The organism is Shewanella maritima (assembly GCF_004295345.1).
Lineage (GTDB): Bacteria > Pseudomonadota > Gammaproteobacteria > Enterobacterales > Shewanellaceae > Shewanella > Shewanella maritima.
Window position 1 is genome coordinate 3,833,791 of sequence record NZ_CP036200.1, and the last position, 15,956, is coordinate 3,849,746.

A 15,956-nucleotide genomic window follows, 5' to 3' on the forward strand; every position below is an offset into this window, starting at 1 on the left:
CACTTTTCGGGCTACTGATGATCCCAGGAGATGTTAGATACAATGCGGCAGTTGTCGCAGCGAAAGTGAAACATGTCTAATAGCGGCTCATCTAACAGCCAATCTTTTGAGCCGCAGCGTGGGCATGGCCGTTGTTTTTCAGTAGCTAGGCTTTCGCCGCCCACTCTATATAAGTAGTAATAAGTAGGGATTTTAGTGAGGTACTCAATACGTCCACGTAAATCCCAGCCTCGGCGGAACAGATCGCTTTGATGGCTTGTAAGCTCTTCAAGTGCGGCATATTCCGCTTTGGTTGCTGCAGCCATTTGCAGTTCGTCACAGGCTTGCCACTCAGTTTGCCACTTGATCACCCGTTTATGATCGCCATTAAAAGTAGCCGGAATGTGATAAAGCGGAATTGGCATTAGACTATCGCCACTTCTAAGTGGCGAGCACATATGCACATAGCTGGTGTACAGTACCTGCCAGCTTGGTACTTCGGTGGTTGAAGCTTCTGAGTTTATATCCTGACCTATGAACTTTTCACGAGGTGCAAGCAGTTTGGCATCAGTCAGCTCAGTCAATGCTCGCTTAACCCAAGGGCTATTGTGTTTTGGGTGCAGGCTGGTTTGCTCTGGCATTAGCAAACGCACTTTAAACTCGCCATCATTAAAGGCTACCGCAAATTCACGCCCGAGCACTTGACCATTGGCGCGATAAGCTTCAAGCAGATTATTGATTGCTTTTTCTGCCGCTGTGATAGTGGTGTCAGCAAAGCACTCAAATCTTAATTCATAAACAAACATAGCTGTGTTATTCGCTTTTGTTAGCTTGTGTTTCAAGCTGGCTGATACGCGACTCTAATTGAGAGATATACTCTTGCATGGCATTAACTTGCTTGCTTAGGGCTTCGAGGCTAACGCCAGCGGATTTGTCTTTGCTTATTGCTTGTGGTTGTGAGTCTTCAATTCCACGCCATTCTTCTTCAGACATGGCATTAAACTCGCGAATACCTTGAACTATGACTGGCATTGGCACATTTGCGCCAACACGACTTTTAATGAGAGCAACATTGGGCTTTTGCCCTTTAAGTGCGATACCTTTTGCGGCAGCAAGTACGTGGTCAATTGGACGCATGGTTGGTGAAAATCCTTAAAATTTAGCTTAATGACGTTGGCAATTTAACTCACTTAACCTAGGTTAAGATTAATTGTCTTTTAATTTCAACACCTTAAATAATTGGCATGGATATCGCTTTATAGCGAGCATAGTTGACCATTTTAACAAAAAGGAACTGAGATGAAATCAAAACTATTAGCTTCAATTATTATTGCGACCACAACCTTAGGTTTATCAGGCTGTGTATTGAATGTCGGCGATCATAAGTCAGCTAAAAACCATGATTATTGGGAAGTACAACAAGAAAAAAACCGCGCTAATTTGACTAAGCTTTCGATGGGAATGACCAAAGAGCAAGTGCTTGTAATTATGGGGACGGCTGATTTCACCGAAGCCTATCTAAGCAATGACGGAGACGCGAAACAAGAAGTACAAGTTTATTTTTATCGTACACAGTGGACTAAAGGCGACGGTAAGACCACTAAGGATGAATGTACTCCGGTCGTGCTGCGCGATAACGCGCTCGTTGGCTGGGGCGACAGTGCTTATAAGCAAATATAAGTAAGCAAAAGCTTAAATTAGTAAGGCAAGGCCTCGTCATTGACGAGGCCTTTTACATTGTAAAAAAGTAATTGTTTAAAAAATGTTAAATTGCTAGATTGGATTAATTGAGGGAATTTTAAGCTGTAATTCAAATACTAACTTACTTATAAATGTAAGGTGAGCGCATATGTCAGCATTTACATTAGAACAGCTGCGAGCAGTGTATTTAACCGCTGAAGATTTGCGGATTGCTGCGTCTATTATCTACAACGCTTATCATGATGATCCTTTCTTTAATGACGTTTTAGGGCAAGGTGACTTGTCTACCTATGAGCAGAAACTAAGGGCGGCGATTCGTGAGGAATTAAATGAGTTATGGCAACAAGACCAACCTTTAATAGGCTTGTTTGATGGTGAGCGTTTACTTGGGGTGGCTTGTGTGATTACCCAGCAAGTGCCACTTGGTGAAACTCGTTACTGGCATTGGCGCTTGAAGATGGTGTTAGGTACTGGCTGGAAGTCGACCCAAAGCATGATCAATAAAGAGGCGTGTATTCTCGAGCAGCTTCCGTCGGAGAAATGCGGTGTGTTGCAGTTCATTGCATTAAGTCCTGCCGAGCAAAACAAAGGCTTAGGCAGTCGACTAATTCAAGCTGTACAGAGCTGGTGTGATGAGCAACATGAGTTAGATGGTGTGGGCGTATTTGTCAGTGATCATCGCCATAAACAAATCTTCGTTAAGCAAGAGTTCAGTGCAATTGCCGATGTCACTATAGGCAGTGTCCATGGCAGTGTACTTTTCTACAAGAAATCATAGGTAGATTTATGTCTGATAGTCCACGTTACCAAAGTTTTGCCGAGTTTTATCCCTTTTACTTGTCTCAGCATCAAAACCCAACTTGCAGACGCTTACATTATGTCGGCTCTTTGTTGACGATAGCGGTACTTGCCTGGGTGGTAGTCACAGCAAGCTGGAGCTATGTATTTGTTTTACCTTTTATTGGTTATGGATTTGCCTGGGTTGGACACTTTTTCTTTGAGAAGAATAAACCTGCTACCTTCACTTATCCCTGGTATAGCTTTGTTGGTGACTGGGTAATGTTGTGGCAAATGTTAACAAATCGAATTCGAAAATAATTGAGTATGGATGATCAAACCGTTTGCTTGTGAGATATCTCTTACACGCTTGTAGGTCTTTCTATTGACGTGCATCAGTGTTTTAACAATCGTTAAAGTCTTTCTTTATGATTTTATTGGTTTTTTGGTTAAATATTTCATTTTTGAAATGTTATTCTTCTGTGAAATGTATGAAAAGCATCTTGGACCGACCTCTTAAAGGCGTATGATTAACCCATCAAGTTATTACGGCTCAGGAAGAGCAAATAACTTATTAGCCTTAAAGGAAGGTTGTATTAAGGATGATGGTTTTCAAGGATGAATGCAGGACACGCCCAAGGAACAGGCATGAGCTCGGTAAATGGATAACCGAAACAAGGATGGGTGTCGTAAGACACAAGGAATAAGGGAAGGATAGCAGGACGCCAAGGAAGACTCAGATGGATTTGAATGTTCAGTAAATGGATGACTGATCAATGGAATGAAGCTCAATGCTAATGATTAGCAAGGATTTGAGTTAAAAGGGATAGGACACGCTTGGATAGCGATGACGCACGGATGGTGCAGGGAGCAACAAATTAGCAGGATGGCTAACAAGAAGAAAAACAGGCACAACCTTTCGAGGTTGTGCCTTTTTTATTTGTATTGAATATTGATGTGGAGTACGTGAGTATAAAACGTAGATCGAGTATTGTAGGAATTAAGCTTTGTTGGCTGTTTTTTGTACAAAGCGTGCTTTGCGGTGTTACAAATTCAACAATGTAGTCTAACCTATACTTACTAGTACTTTCGTTTATGTTGCTATATATGACATCTTTCGTGTGAGATATATCTCACAAACCGTGTGAGACAACAACAGTTGTTATTGAGTGTTTACACTGTGGTTACGATGTAAGTTATTGTTTTTGTTTATTGTTCTCCTTGTGCACAACAAGCTTATTGTTGAGTTGATGTTAAAATAGTTTTTCACCCCTGTGATTTTGATACAACTTCTTTACTATATCCACATCCAAGGAGCTGGATACACACGGGAATGGGGTGACAGGATGTTCACCAAAGGAAAGTGGCGTTAAGCCAGTTAAGGATAAAAGCTTTTTGTCAGGGAGTGAGAGAAAGCGTTAGTTACACCGGAAGTGTAATAAGAAGGATTTTCAGGGATAGATCTAGGACACGCTTAGGATAGAGCAGGCTCGGTCAATGGAAAACCGAGTAAGAGGGAAGTACGCAAGTACACGGATTTCAAGGAAAGATCACGGACAGGGCAGGACGCAACTAGACGCATGGATGGTGCAGGGAGCACGACAATAGCTGGACAGCTTAACAAGAGAATAGAAGGCCGCGATGGAAACATCGCGGCCTTTCTTTATTAAAGTGAGTTTTCGCGAAAAATGAGCTTAAATTTGTTGCTCAAATGGACCTAATGCATCACGCATAGCATTAACAAAAGACACCAACTCACTTCCCATAAGCGCAAAGTCAGCATCGATTTTTGCTAAAGGATCATCTCCGCCGATATCATCATTACCCGCGCGGAATTCTTCAGAGAACTTAATACGCTTGACACTGGCATCAGATTGAATGACGCAGGCAATAGATTGACCATAGTGCAAAGCAAGTTTGTGAACTTGCTTACCTGTTTCAATATGAGCTAGTACTTCATCTTCTTGTAGCACTTGTTGTTTGAATCTAACAATTCCGCCTTCATCTGAATCGCTCTTCAGTTCTGCTTCATCTTGCATTTCAAACGGCATGGGTGCGCTACCAGCTTTTAACCACTCAGTCAGTGTCGTTTCAATTGGGGTAGCAAAGCTAAGCGGAATAACAGGCAAGCTGCCTAGTGCTTTACGCAGCAACGCGAGTAATTCTTCTGCTTTAGCTGCACTTGAACTGTCTATTAAAATCATTTCAAGCTCAGGCATGATTAGTGCGCGCGTTTGACTGCGGCGAGAAAAAGCCCGTGGAAGCAAAGTGGTGGTGATTTCATCTTTGATGGAGTCTTTTTCTTTTTTGGTCACTTTGCGGTTTTCTGCTGCTTCAATTTCAGCGACTTTTTCATCAAGGGCTTCTTTAATCACTTGCCCTGGCAGGATTTTCTCTTCTTTCGTTACGCAAATTAAGTGACGGTTCTCTGCGCTATGTACTAGTGCGTCGCCTTGCTTGCCTAGCGCCTTACTAAAACCGAATTTGCTAATGTCTTGGCTGCTGCAAGGTGAAAAAGTGAAGTCTTGCAAAGCAGTTTCTAACGCTTCGGTTTCAACGTTGAATGGTTTGTTAAAGCGGTAGAGAGTTAAGTTTTTGAACCACATATATGAGTAACCTAAGTTAAATCAATGAATAGTGCAGCAGTGTACGGCATGTCATCCAAAGGGTAAACATGCCACGTAGTTGAGAGTGATAGCTGGGTGAGTTTTGTTCAGCCTTTGCTCGTTTGATTATTAGAACAGTGAATGAGTTATTAGAAGTTAGTCGCCTAATATTGGTGCAGTTTCGGACTTTATTGCGTTTTATTTTGCGTACAGTCACTAAAAAAACACGCTTCACAAAACTGTCATAAATCTTGAGGTGTTATCTTACTATTTGAAAAATAAGCACTTTGCTTACTGGCTGATTATTTTGCAAACAGCTACTTAAGCAAAAGTGAATTTACTGAAATAAATCTGCAATATTCAACGTGCAAACTTGCCGCCGTTCACAGTTCAAAGCGGCGATTTATTTCGCCCTTTACAAGCAAAAAAGACGATAACTCGTCAAAAGGATGAAATGATGAAAGCGTTAACTAAAACTGTAATTGCTACAGCAATCACTGCTGCAACTATGTCAACTGCCTACGCTGCTGATCCAATCACAGTGTACGGTAAGCTAAATGTCACTGCTCAATCTAACGATTACTATGAAGATGGTAAGAACGTTTCTAATACTACCATTCAAAGCAACGCATCTCGTTTTGGTGTAAAAGGTGCTTTTGAGTTAAGCGATTCATTAGAAGCGTTCTACACTGTTGAATACCAAGTTGATACAGGTAACGCAAGCTCTGATAACTTTACTGCTCGTAACCAGTTTGTTGGTTTAAAAGGTAATTTTGGTGCTGTTTCTGTCGGTCGCAATGACACCATGCTTAAAAAGTCGCAAGGTAAAGTTGACCTGTTCAATGACTTATCTGGTGACTTAAAGAGTTTGTTCGCCGGTGAGAACCGTATGGCGCAAACTGCAACATACGTGACGCCATCATTCAGCGGTTTCCAAGCGGGTGTAACTTATGTAGCTGACGCTGATAGCAAGCAGCAGGAAGAGAATGGCTTCTCTACAGCTGTTATGTACGGTGACTCAGGCCTTAAGAAATCTCCTATCTACGCATCTATCGCGTATGATTCAAAAGTAAAAGGCTATGACGTTGCTCGTGCAACTGTTCAAGGTAAAATCGCTGGCTTCAAACTTGGTGGTATGTACCAACAAGAAGAAAAGCTAAACAGTAACGTTAAGAATAAAGGTTACCTATTAAGCGCAGCTTACAGCATTGATGCTGTAACACTTAAAGCTCAGTTCCAGGACATGGAAAACAAAGGCGATTCTTGGTCAGTTGGTGCTGATTACAAGTTAGGTAAGCCAACTAAATTGTTCGCTTTCTACACTCACAATACGCCTGAATCTGGTGATGACAAAGACAAGTACTTTGGTCTAGGTTTAGAACACAAGTTCTAAATTAATAATTGTCTTGATAAAAAGGGGCTTAGGCCCCTTTTTTCGTTTTAATGATATTAATATGACATATTTTTGGAATTAGTGAGAAAATGCAGTTTACTATCATAAATCTGTAATAAAACTGACCAATAATAACCATGTGGCACATTTATAACAGAAGCAACAGAAGCGATTATGACAGCTAGGATTTTAATTGTAGAAGATGAAGCAGCAATCCGTGAGATGCTGACATTCGTCATGGAACAGCATGGCTTTAGCACTGCTGCAGCTGAAGACTTTGATTCAGCAGTTGAGTTATTACAAGAGCCTTATCCAGATTTAATTTTGCTAGATTGGATGTTCCCTGGAGGCAGTGGTATCCAGCTAGCCAAGCGCTTAAAGCAAGATGAATTTACGCGTCAGATCCCGATCATTATGCTGACTGCTCGTGGCGAAGAAGAAGACAAGGTCAAAGGCCTTGAAGTCGGTGCGGATGATTACATCACTAAACCCTTCTCTCCAAAGGAGCTTGTTGCTCGTATTAAAGCGGTATTACGCCGCAGTGCACCAACGCGTTTAGAAGAGGTGATTGATGTTCAAGGCCTGCAACTAGATCCTGTGAGTCATCGCGTTAGCTTTGGTGACAGTGTGCTCGATATGGGGCCGACCGAATTTCGACTATTGCATTTCTTCATGACTCACCCTGAACGTGTGTACAGCCGTGAGCAGCTTCTAGATAACGTTTGGGGAACCAATGTTTATGTAGAAGATCGCACCGTAGATGTACACATTCGTCGTCTGCGCAAAGCCGTCGAAACTGGCGGACACGACAAGCTTATTCAAACTGTTCGAGGAGCTGGTTACCGCTTCTCAACCCGTTTATAGCAAACGAGTAGTCATAGGGTAGATATTGGGTTAAGGTGTAGCGCAATATTTACCTAATTATTTTCTAAGGGTTGTTACACAACCCTTTTTTAGGTCTGCTTATGTTTGAATCATATTCTGGCTTTCGATTGTTACTAAGATTGGGTTTGGTTGTAGGCTTGCTATTTATTGTGGGTTTAGCAGTTGGCCAGGTCGCAGTGACTGTCATTTTAGGTTGTATTGTTTTGCTGGTTTGGCACTATCGTCAAATCGCGCGTCTTAACTTTTGGTTATGGAAAGATAAGCGTCTAACACCGCCTCAAGGGCAAGGCAGTTGGGAAGGTGTGTTTAATGGTATTTACCGTCTGCAAGGTAAAAATCGTCGCCGAGTAGGGCAGTTGGCGTCTATTCTAGGTCGCTTTCGTCAAGGTGCTGAGGCACTGCCAGACGCAGCAGTGGTGCTCGATTCGAGTCATAATATCTTGTGGTGTAACAAGCTTGCGCAGTTGATTTTAGGCTTTGTGTGGCCACAAGATAATGGTCAGCGCATTGATAACTTATTGCGTCATCCCGATTTTTCAGAGTATCTACGTTCAACTAGTTTTGATGAACCGTTAGAAATCCCATCCCCAGTATCGGACAACCGCACGTTAGAGATTCGTATCATGCGATACGGTGACAGACAGCTGTTACTTATAGCTCGCGATGTCACTCGTCTTAATCAACTAGAAGGCATGCGCAAAGACTTTGTCGCCAATGTGTCGCACGAGCTTAAAACCCCGCTTACCGTGCTACAGGGCTACTTAGAGATCATGCAAACCATGGAAGGCACTGACTCACCTAATAGTAAGCCGCTTGAGTTAATGCAGCAGCAAACCACGCGGATGCAATCCATGGTTGAGCAGTTACTTGCGTTGTCACGGATAGAAGATGCGGATGAGATTGACTTATCGCAAGTGGTCGATATGCGTGTGATGATTGATGTGCTTAAGGAAGAAGCCAAAGCGTTAGCGTTAACTGATTATACCCTAGTATTTGACTGTGACCCTGAATTGAACATTCATGGTGTTGAATTGCAGCTTAGAAGTGCCTGTTCAAATTTAATTTCTAATGCGATTCGCTATACACCAGAAGGTGGCACTATAACAGTTACCTGGAACAAGGTTGCGCAAGGCGCAAGGTTCTCGGTAACTGATACTGGTCAAGGTATTGCGCCTCAACACATTAGCCGCTTAACTGAGCGATTTTATCGGGTTGATAATGCCAGAAGCAGTAAAACAGGTGGTACAGGTTTAGGTTTGGCGATTGTGAAGCATGCGCTGAGTCATCATCACAGTGAGTTAATTATTGTGAGTGAGGTAGGTGTAGGCAGTACCTTTAGCTTTATTATTCCATCACACCTTTTAGCTGATGAAGTGACATAGCTTGTTGTCATTCAGATGTATTAAGTTAGAGTTTGAATAAGCAGCCTTCTGGCTGCTTTTTGCTTTCTAATTCTGTCTGCTTTTTGCTTTCTAATTCTGGCTAACGTTCTGCGTTCAATTTCTGTGTTTTTAACTTGTTACTTCGAACCTGTAGATTGCGTCAATCATCAACGAGCATATGTCATTCTCTCGAATATAGCTTAATCGTGATCTTATGTCGGCGCTTAAAAGTGTTTTTAAGGTGTTTCATAAATCTGTTATCGAAATGTCACTCTGTCATACAACTGTCATCTAGCAGTAATAGACTTGTCATCGTTGAAGTTGATACTGACCGTGTTCAAAACAAAGTACGCTTAATTTGGAGCATTACAATGAAACTGAAAAAACTTGTCGGCGCTATTACCCTATCTGCCGCTGGTGTATTCTCTGCAGGCGCGATGGCTGCAATCGATCAAACTCTACCTGTTTATGAAAAAACAAGTGGTGTTTCTGGTAACTTGTCATCTGTTGGTTCTGACACGCTTGCGAACATGATGACTCTTTGGGCAGAAGACTTTAAACACATCTACCCTAACGTAAACATTCAAATTCAAGCTGCTGGTTCATCTACTGCGCCACCAGCCCTTACTGAAGGTACTTCACAGTTCGGTCCAATGAGCCGTAAAATGAAGCCAAACGAAGTTGAAGCATTCGAGAAGCATTTTGGTTACCAACCAACTGCTATCCGTGTAGCGATTGATGCATTAGCTGTATTCGTACACAAAGATAACCCAGTTGAAGGTTTAAGCATTGAGCAAATCGACGGTATTTTCTCTTCTACTAACAAGTGTGGTGGTAGCGAAGTTAAGCGTTGGGGCGATGTTGGCCTAGACGGTAGCTGGAGCGCAAAAGACGTTCAGCTGTACGGTCGTAACTCAGTATCTGGTACTTATGGTTACTTCAAGAAGAAAGCACTTTGTAAAGGTGATTTTCGTCCAAACGTGAACGAGCAACCAGGTAGTGCGTCAGTAGTGCAGTCTGTTTCTCAATCTCTGAATGCGATTGGTTACTCTGGTATCGGTTACAAAACTGCTGGTGTTAAAGCCGTAGCAGTTTCGAAGAAAGGTAAGAAGTATATCGCTGCGACTCACGAGAATGCTGCAAACGGTACTTACCCACTATCTCGTTACCTATACGTTTACATCAACAAGCACCCTAATAAAGAGCTGTCGCCAATGGACCGCGAGTTCATCAAGTACATGCTTTCTAAGCAGGGTCAGCAAATTGTTGAGAAAGACGGTTATGTACCGCTACCTCGCTCAGTTGTTGCTAAAGACTTAGAAAAAGCAGGCATTAAGCTTTAAACGCTTACAAAACCTGAATCTAAAAGGCCTCCTCGCGAGGTCTTTTTTGTGTCTGCCATTTATACCCATCAGCACAGGTATGTGAGCATGCCTACTGGCTTACTCTTATTGATTAAAAGGGCTTATTACGTCGTTGGACATTTCTAAGGCAGTCTAACCCGCCCGCTTATTTATCCCGATTGGTATGACTATATTTTAAATGTTGCTATTTCAAAGACAAAAAAAAGCAACCTACTTTGAGGTTGCTAATACTGCAAATGCAATATGGGCGATAACAGTGTTATCAAATGGGAGGATGATGATGAACAATGAAACTTTCAAATAAGATTCGGTTCACTATATATGACCGGCGGCGTTGAGATTAGTTCCCACCTTTTTCAATTTTTTCAGATAATTTTCCTGATCCCGAATCACCGCAGAAATCTTTGACCTATGCTTAATAAATAAATCATTGCTTGTTATACAATTTAGGATATAAATTCAGCCGAAGGAGCTGTTGTGGCGAAAGTGTTCGACTTTAACAAAGATTATCATTCCAGCGCTAATTGCGACCAAAACCGCGTTGTTCATTTCGATTTAGATATCACGGTAGACTTTGACCTAAAACAACTCTCCGGCGAGGTAGTGCTAAGTTTTGAGCGTTTGTCTTCAAGCGATAGCCTGCTAATCGATTGTCGAGATTTGGATATCGTTGCGGTAAAGGATGAGCTGGATAACGCACTTGAATACCAGCTAGTTCAAGTTAACGATGCATTAGGTCAACAGCTTAGTATTCAAGTTGGAACCCAACTTAATAAAGTCAAGATTGTTTATTGTACAAGCCCGCAAGCTCAAGGATTACAGTGGTTAGCACCTGAGCAAACATTGGGGAAACAGCAACCTTATTTGTTTAGTCAATCACAACCTATTAATGCCAGGAGCTGGATCCCACTGCAAGACACACCGAAAGCGAGAGTCACTTTTAATGCTAAGGTGAGTGTACCCAAGCAATTACGTGCTGTGATGAGCGCGTTAAACGATCCTGCTATTGCGGATGACGGCGTGTATCAATTCACTATGGTTAAGCCTATCCCGACACACTTACTTGCCATTGCTGTCGGCGACCTTGCGTTCAAGGCCACCGGTAAACGTAGCGGAATTTATACAGAGCCGGGCATGCTTGAGCGCGCAGCAAATGAGTTTGAAGATACTGAAGCTATGATGCAGGTAGCTGAATCACTTTTAGGTGAATATGCCTGGCAGCGTTATGACATGATAGTGTTGCCGCCAAGCTTCCCCTTTGGCGGTATGGAGAACCCAATGCTTGCCTTTATGACACCCACGCTAATAGCTGGTGATAAAAGCTTGGTATCAATAGTCGCTCATGAGTTAGCCCATTCTTGGACTGGTAATTTAGTCAGTAATGCGACTTGGCGTGACTTATGGCTTAACGAGGGGTTTACTACCTATTTTACCAACCGCATTGTTGAAGCCGTGTATAGCAAGGAGCAAGCTGAACTTGAGAAAATGATTGAGTATGGCCGCTTACAAGAAGAGCTAGCTTCAAGTGAAGTCAGCAGTCAAACCTTACCTGCTAATGTGCAACTGGGCGATCCAAACCTAGCGTTTAATCGTTTTACCTATGACAAAGCCTCTATGTTCGTCCATGAACTCGAATCGCGACTTGGACGGGATAGTTTCGATATCTTTTTACGCCGCTATGTTGAGCATTTTGCTTTTACTGCAATTACCACTGAAACCTTTATGGAATATGCTGAGCAAACATTGCTTATCGACCATGGGGACAAAATTTCTGCCCACGAGCTACATGAATGGGTGTACGGCACAGGTATGCCAGCTTGGTTCAAAGCGCCGACCTCAGACAGTCTGAATAAGGTCGATTTCGCGCTTAGCGAGTTTACATCTGGTATTGATGCTAACAAGTTAGCAATCCAGGATTGGCGAGTCCATCATTGGCAGTACTTTTTAACCCAGTTACCTTTAGTGCTAACAACTGAGCAGCTTGATGATTTAGATACGTGCTTTGCCTTTACACAAAGTAGTAACAGCGAGATTTTATGTGATTGGTTTAGAGTAGCGATTCGAAATCGTTACCAGAAAGTGATGCAGCGTTTAACAGCTTTCTTAGTCGAAGTCGGCCGGGCTAAGTTTGTTAGACCGTTATACCTTGAGTTACAAATTGCTGGAATGAATTCGCAGGCGTTAGCCATTTACCAGCAAGCTCGAAAAGGCTACCATCCGTCGCTTAGGTTTCAATTAGATAAGTTATTTGAGCAATAGTTCCAAGATATTCAATTGAAGAGCAGGCAAAAAAATTGGCAACCGAATGGGTTGCCAATAAAAAGAATCTTGCAAATTGGAAGGCGGTGATGAGCCGCCAGCCATAAGGGATGATGAAGAAGCGCGTTGGAGTCTGGGGAAACTTGTCAACTTGCTTACTTATTCAGACTAGTGCTTTTCAATAAAGTTCATTAGGCTGTGAAAAAAATTAAATATTTTTTCTCTGCTTATATAGGCCGCTTCGAAATTCCCAATATCTCTCTTAAAAGCCCATTAACTACTTTGCTAAATTTAAGTGGTTATTGATGATTGAGTATAACCGGATTTCATTTAAATATGTGCGGCCATAAAAAAAGGCAACCAAATGGTTGCCTATCGATCTACTTGAGATCAAGGGACTGCGCTAGAAGTCCCAGGGAGATGAAGAACAAAGTGATGAACATTGTTACTTTGTTAGAAGGCATCTAGGCCAAAAAGTTCACTGATTGAGTCAATTTTTCTTAATTTTTTGCAAAATAATTTGGTTTTTTAGCAAATAGCACTAAAAATCAAAAATTTAAGCTGCCAAATTAGCAGTAATTTTTTTGCGCACCCAGTCGAACTATCTATCAAGGTTACTAGCTTTGAGCCAATAAAAGACGACAAAGCTCCTGTGCCCACAACGTTAACTCTTCATCGGTATATTGAGTTTAATCGTTATAGCCATTTTCGCTACTTTAAAAGCTGACTAATTTGACCTCTTAATGCTTCAGGTTTTGTTGTTGGAGCAAAGCGTTCAATAACTTGTCCCTGACGATCAACCAGAAACTTGGTGAAGTTCCATTTGATTGATTCACTACCAAGCAAGCCTTTTGCTTGGCTTTTTAAAAACTTGTATAGCGGGACCGCGTTTTCACCGTTAACTTCGACTTTTGATAGTAGTGGGAAGGTGACACCAAAATTCAACTCGCAAAACTCACTAATCTCAGCTTCGCTCCCCTGTTCTTGAGCGCCAAATTGGTTACATGGGAAGCCTAATATCATTAAACCTTGCTCGTTAAACTCTTGATATAAGGTCTCCAAAGCCTTGTATTGCGGAGTAAATCCACACTTACTTGCAGTATTGACGATCAGTAAAACCTTATCTTTAAAGTCGGCTAACTCAAGTTGCTCGCCACGAATGTCTGTTACTGAAAACTGATAAATTGATTGACTCATTTTTTGACCTCCGAAAAGTAATAACAGCAATATAGTTGATAATTAAGTTGTGCGCAATTTAATTTTGCAATGTATGGTTGCGAAGTGAAAGTTGAACTGGTGTGAGTGAATTGTTTCTCTATGGTTGAGGGAGGGATGGCAACTTGTAATAAAGGTTAATTCTGCCCCATCTAGCAAGACTTTTACCTTTGGATTCATATAATTCAGCCAACAACAACTAAAGGGAGTGTGTTATGACGTTCAATGGTGTAAAAACTGTGATTGTTGCTGCAACGTTTGTGGCGATGCCTGTCACCATGGTACAAGCAGGTGAGTTTGACTTAGGTTTGAGTGAGCACCGTGTATCAGTTGGTTTGAGTAATAGTCTGAACCAAAATGCCAACTTAGATTTAGGTTACACCTACCATGAAAACAAAGGTCACCTAGCTGAAGTTGCTGCCCATATGGTTCATCAAAGTGGACCTCACCACTTCCAAGTCGGGCCTAAGTACGTTCATATGTGGCACAAACATGCCCCTAACGGTAGCGCTGTTGCCGTGGGTGGGGAATATGGCTTAAGTATTAGTAAGAACCTTTCGCTACATGGTTCGGCCTACTATGCACCATCGGTGTTGTCGTTTTCTAATGTAGATGGTTATGTCGAGTACGGCGCTAAAGTACAGTTCAATTTGAATCCAAATATGGGGCTGTATGCAGGTTACCGATATCAGAAGCTTAAGTTTGACCATGCCAGTAGCCAGAGCTTTGAAGATGGTTTCCACATCGGCGGCGCTATCAAGTTCTAGCTCAACCATCTGCTGAGCCTAACCAGCGGCACGTTAGGCTCGAATTGCTGTTCAAATAAGCTATAGGCATTAAAGGCAAGATACTAAACGTTATCTTGCCTTTATTTTTATGACTGACTCCAATCTTGCTCTAGCAAATAGGTATCATCTTCGCTCAACACACGCTTTTGTTGTCGACGTTTATTTTTTAGTTTCTTAGATTTACTGTTGTCATTGAGGTTCTCTCCCCACTCATCTTCATCATAGCGTTTGTGCTTGTCGCGCTTAGCCATTGCTTGATCCCTAAGGTTAGTAGCCTATTTTCTTACTCAAGTATCGCGGGCAAACGTGGCAGGATTATTACAGTGTGTAGTTATCAAAAGAGGCTAGGGTGTGTGGATGCTAATATCGAAAAAGTCTGTTATCTCGTCGATTCTTGCCATGGCATCTTGATAACCAAGGTCGATGAGTGCGCTGGTGTAACTGCTCTCAAACAACAGATAAGAGACAATACTGGAGTCTGATTGCTTGCTTATGCCAATGAGCTTAAGTAGTGAACGAATTGCAAACGGCATCTCCTCATAATAGCGACTGGCAATTTCACTTAAATCCTCACTGGGCTTAAATACCAGCGTTTCGATTTGACGTAAACCGAGTTGCTGGCGCTGCTTTGGTTCAATCAAATCAAGCGTTTTGTTAATTCGCTCCAAACGCTCTAAATCACTATTTAGGGTGTCGGAGAAAATGGTATCAAGTAGGTGCCCTGCAATGGTGGCCGTACTAGGATGATGCACAAGCTCAGTGTGACTTTGTTGATGTGGGCTATCCAGGTTAATGACAAAAACCTTATTTGCGCCTAAGTGAATTGGGCTTGATAGTGGTGCAAGTTGATGCACACTACCGTCGCCAAAGTAATTGCGATTTAAGGCTATGGAGGGAAACACCATAGGAATTGCGCTACTGGCGAGCAGATGCTCAGTGTGTAATCGAGTGCGAATGCCATTGCGCCGAGCTCGCTGCCAGTCGCCAATTGACTCATGACCTTGGTAAAAAGTATAAGAATGCGAGTTGTTATAACAGGAGGTATCAACGCTAATCGCATCAAGCGCGCCGTTAATAATGTTTCTATCGATACGAGCAAAGTCGATAAGTTGATTTAGCAGTTCTCGTAATGGTTGGTTATCGAACAAACTCCCCGCATCCGTGCTTATTCTATCAAGTTGAATACCCTTTACTGCCATTTTAAGTAAATGTGAGGTTACGCCTGAAATGGAGGACTTATATACCTTACCTGTATGGAAATGGCGCCAAACCCAATCGAGTTTCTTTACGCCTAGATGAAAGCATGATGCGTGAGTTGCTAAAGAGGTGGCGTTAATCGCTCCAGCTGAAGTACCGCACAAAATATTAAACGGGATATGGTGATTGCGCGGATACAGTTGCACCAAGGCTTTGAGCACACCTATTTGATACGCAGCTCGCGCGCCACCACCGCCTAACACCAATGCCACTGAGTCAGCCAATACAACTCCTTTAATTAGTTATGCTTTTTTGTTATTTGATTACATTCAGCATAGGACGATTGCCTAGGCTATTTCAATATAGAGGTGAAAAATTTTATCGATGATGAAGCTCGAATTATTTCAAGC

Annotated in this window: 15 protein-coding genes; 9 read left to right on the forward strand and 6 right to left on the reverse strand. The window is 42.2% G+C overall.

Going from position 1 to position 15,956, the window contains the following annotated elements:
• Positions 1-11: 11 nt before the first annotated feature.
• Both EXU30_RS16245 and EXU30_RS16250 read right to left on the reverse strand, forming a co-directional pair.
• Positions 12-785: a Zn-ribbon-containing protein gene (locus EXU30_RS16245; RefSeq protein ID WP_130601771.1), complete on the reverse strand. Its 774-nt coding sequence runs from the start codon at positions 783-785 to the stop codon at positions 12-14.
• Positions 786-792: 7 nt separating this feature from the next.
• Entirely contained in the window at positions 793-1,116 is a 324-nt protein-coding gene (locus EXU30_RS16250; RefSeq protein WP_130601773.1) for a hypothetical protein, read from the reverse strand.
• A gap of 162 nt (positions 1,117-1,278) precedes the next feature.
• Here EXU30_RS16250 and EXU30_RS16255 point away from each other — a divergent pair, with 162 nt between their 5' ends.
• The 3 genes from EXU30_RS16255 to EXU30_RS16265 all read left to right on the forward strand — a co-directional run bounded on the left by EXU30_RS16255 (position 1,279) and on the right by EXU30_RS16265 (position 2,778).
• On the forward strand, positions 1,279-1,659 hold the full coding sequence (locus EXU30_RS16255) for a DUF3192 domain-containing protein (RefSeq protein WP_130601775.1): 381 nt from the start codon (positions 1,279-1,281) through the stop codon (positions 1,657-1,659).
• A gap of 169 nt (positions 1,660-1,828) precedes the next feature.
• Complete coding sequence (locus EXU30_RS16260; RefSeq protein WP_130601777.1) at positions 1,829-2,458, forward strand: GNAT family N-acetyltransferase; 630 nt, start codon at positions 1,829-1,831, stop codon at positions 2,456-2,458.
• An 8-nt stretch (positions 2,459-2,466) separates the two neighbouring features.
• Positions 2,467-2,778: an Mpo1-like protein gene (locus EXU30_RS16265; protein WP_130601779.1), complete on the forward strand. Its 312-nt coding sequence runs from the start codon at positions 2,467-2,469 to the stop codon at positions 2,776-2,778.
• A gap of 1,373 nt (positions 2,779-4,151) precedes the next feature.
• On the opposite strand, the gene rdgC is transcribed toward EXU30_RS16265, so the two are convergent.
• The gene (gene rdgC, locus EXU30_RS16270) at positions 4,152-5,063 is read right to left on the reverse strand and encodes a recombination-associated protein RdgC (RefSeq protein WP_130601781.1); all 912 of its coding nucleotides are present in this window, start codon (positions 5,061-5,063) and stop codon (positions 4,152-4,154) included.
• Between the two features lie 454 nt (positions 5,064-5,517).
• Between rdgC and EXU30_RS16275 the strand changes: the two genes are divergently transcribed.
• The 5 genes from EXU30_RS16275 to EXU30_RS16295 all read left to right on the forward strand — a co-directional run bounded on the left by EXU30_RS16275 (position 5,518) and on the right by EXU30_RS16295 (position 12,346).
• On the forward strand, positions 5,518-6,456 hold the full coding sequence (locus EXU30_RS16275) for a porin (protein WP_130601783.1): 939 nt from the start codon (positions 5,518-5,520) through the stop codon (positions 6,454-6,456).
• A gap of 174 nt (positions 6,457-6,630) precedes the next feature.
• Positions 6,631-7,320 carry a phosphate regulon transcriptional regulator PhoB gene (phoB, locus tag EXU30_RS16280; protein WP_130601785.1) on the forward strand — a complete coding sequence of 230 codons (690 nt, stop codon included), beginning with the start codon at positions 6,631-6,633 and terminating at the stop codon, positions 7,318-7,320.
• 101 nt (positions 7,321-7,421) lie between these two features.
• Positions 7,422-8,723 (forward strand): phosphate regulon sensor histidine kinase PhoR, encoded by a 1,302-nt coding sequence (gene phoR / locus EXU30_RS16285; protein ID WP_130601787.1) that lies wholly within the window; start codon positions 7,422-7,424, stop codon positions 8,721-8,723.
• Between the two features lie 371 nt (positions 8,724-9,094).
• Positions 9,095-10,066, forward strand: coding sequence for a PstS family phosphate ABC transporter substrate-binding protein (locus EXU30_RS16290; protein ID WP_130601789.1), 972 nt, complete (start codon positions 9,095-9,097; stop codon positions 10,064-10,066).
• Positions 10,067-10,564: 498 nt separating this feature from the next.
• Positions 10,565-12,346, forward strand: a complete 1,782-nt coding sequence (locus EXU30_RS16295) for a M1 family metallopeptidase (RefSeq protein WP_130601791.1) — start codon at positions 10,565-10,567, stop codon at positions 12,344-12,346.
• Positions 12,347-13,057: 711 nt separating this feature from the next.
• Here the strand turns inward: EXU30_RS16295 and EXU30_RS16300 are convergent.
• Positions 13,058-13,543, reverse strand: coding sequence for a glutathione peroxidase (locus tag EXU30_RS16300; protein WP_130601793.1), 486 nt, complete (start codon positions 13,541-13,543; stop codon positions 13,058-13,060).
• A 233-nt stretch (positions 13,544-13,776) separates the two neighbouring features.
• Between EXU30_RS16300 and EXU30_RS16305 the strand changes: the two genes are divergently transcribed.
• Positions 13,777-14,328, forward strand: coding sequence for a YfaZ family outer membrane protein (locus EXU30_RS16305; RefSeq protein ID WP_242620243.1), 552 nt, complete (start codon positions 13,777-13,779; stop codon positions 14,326-14,328).
• Between the two features lie 107 nt (positions 14,329-14,435).
• On the opposite strand, the gene EXU30_RS20320 is transcribed toward EXU30_RS16305, so the two are convergent.
• Both EXU30_RS20320 and EXU30_RS16310 read right to left on the reverse strand, forming a co-directional pair.
• Entirely contained in the window at positions 14,436-14,600 is a 165-nt protein-coding gene (locus tag EXU30_RS20320) for a hypothetical protein (protein ID WP_165399038.1), read from the reverse strand.
• A gap of 93 nt (positions 14,601-14,693) precedes the next feature.
• Complete coding sequence (locus EXU30_RS16310) at positions 14,694-15,830, reverse strand: patatin-like phospholipase family protein (protein WP_130601795.1); 1,137 nt, start codon at positions 15,828-15,830, stop codon at positions 14,694-14,696.
• Between the last annotated feature and the right edge of the window lie 126 nt (positions 15,831-15,956).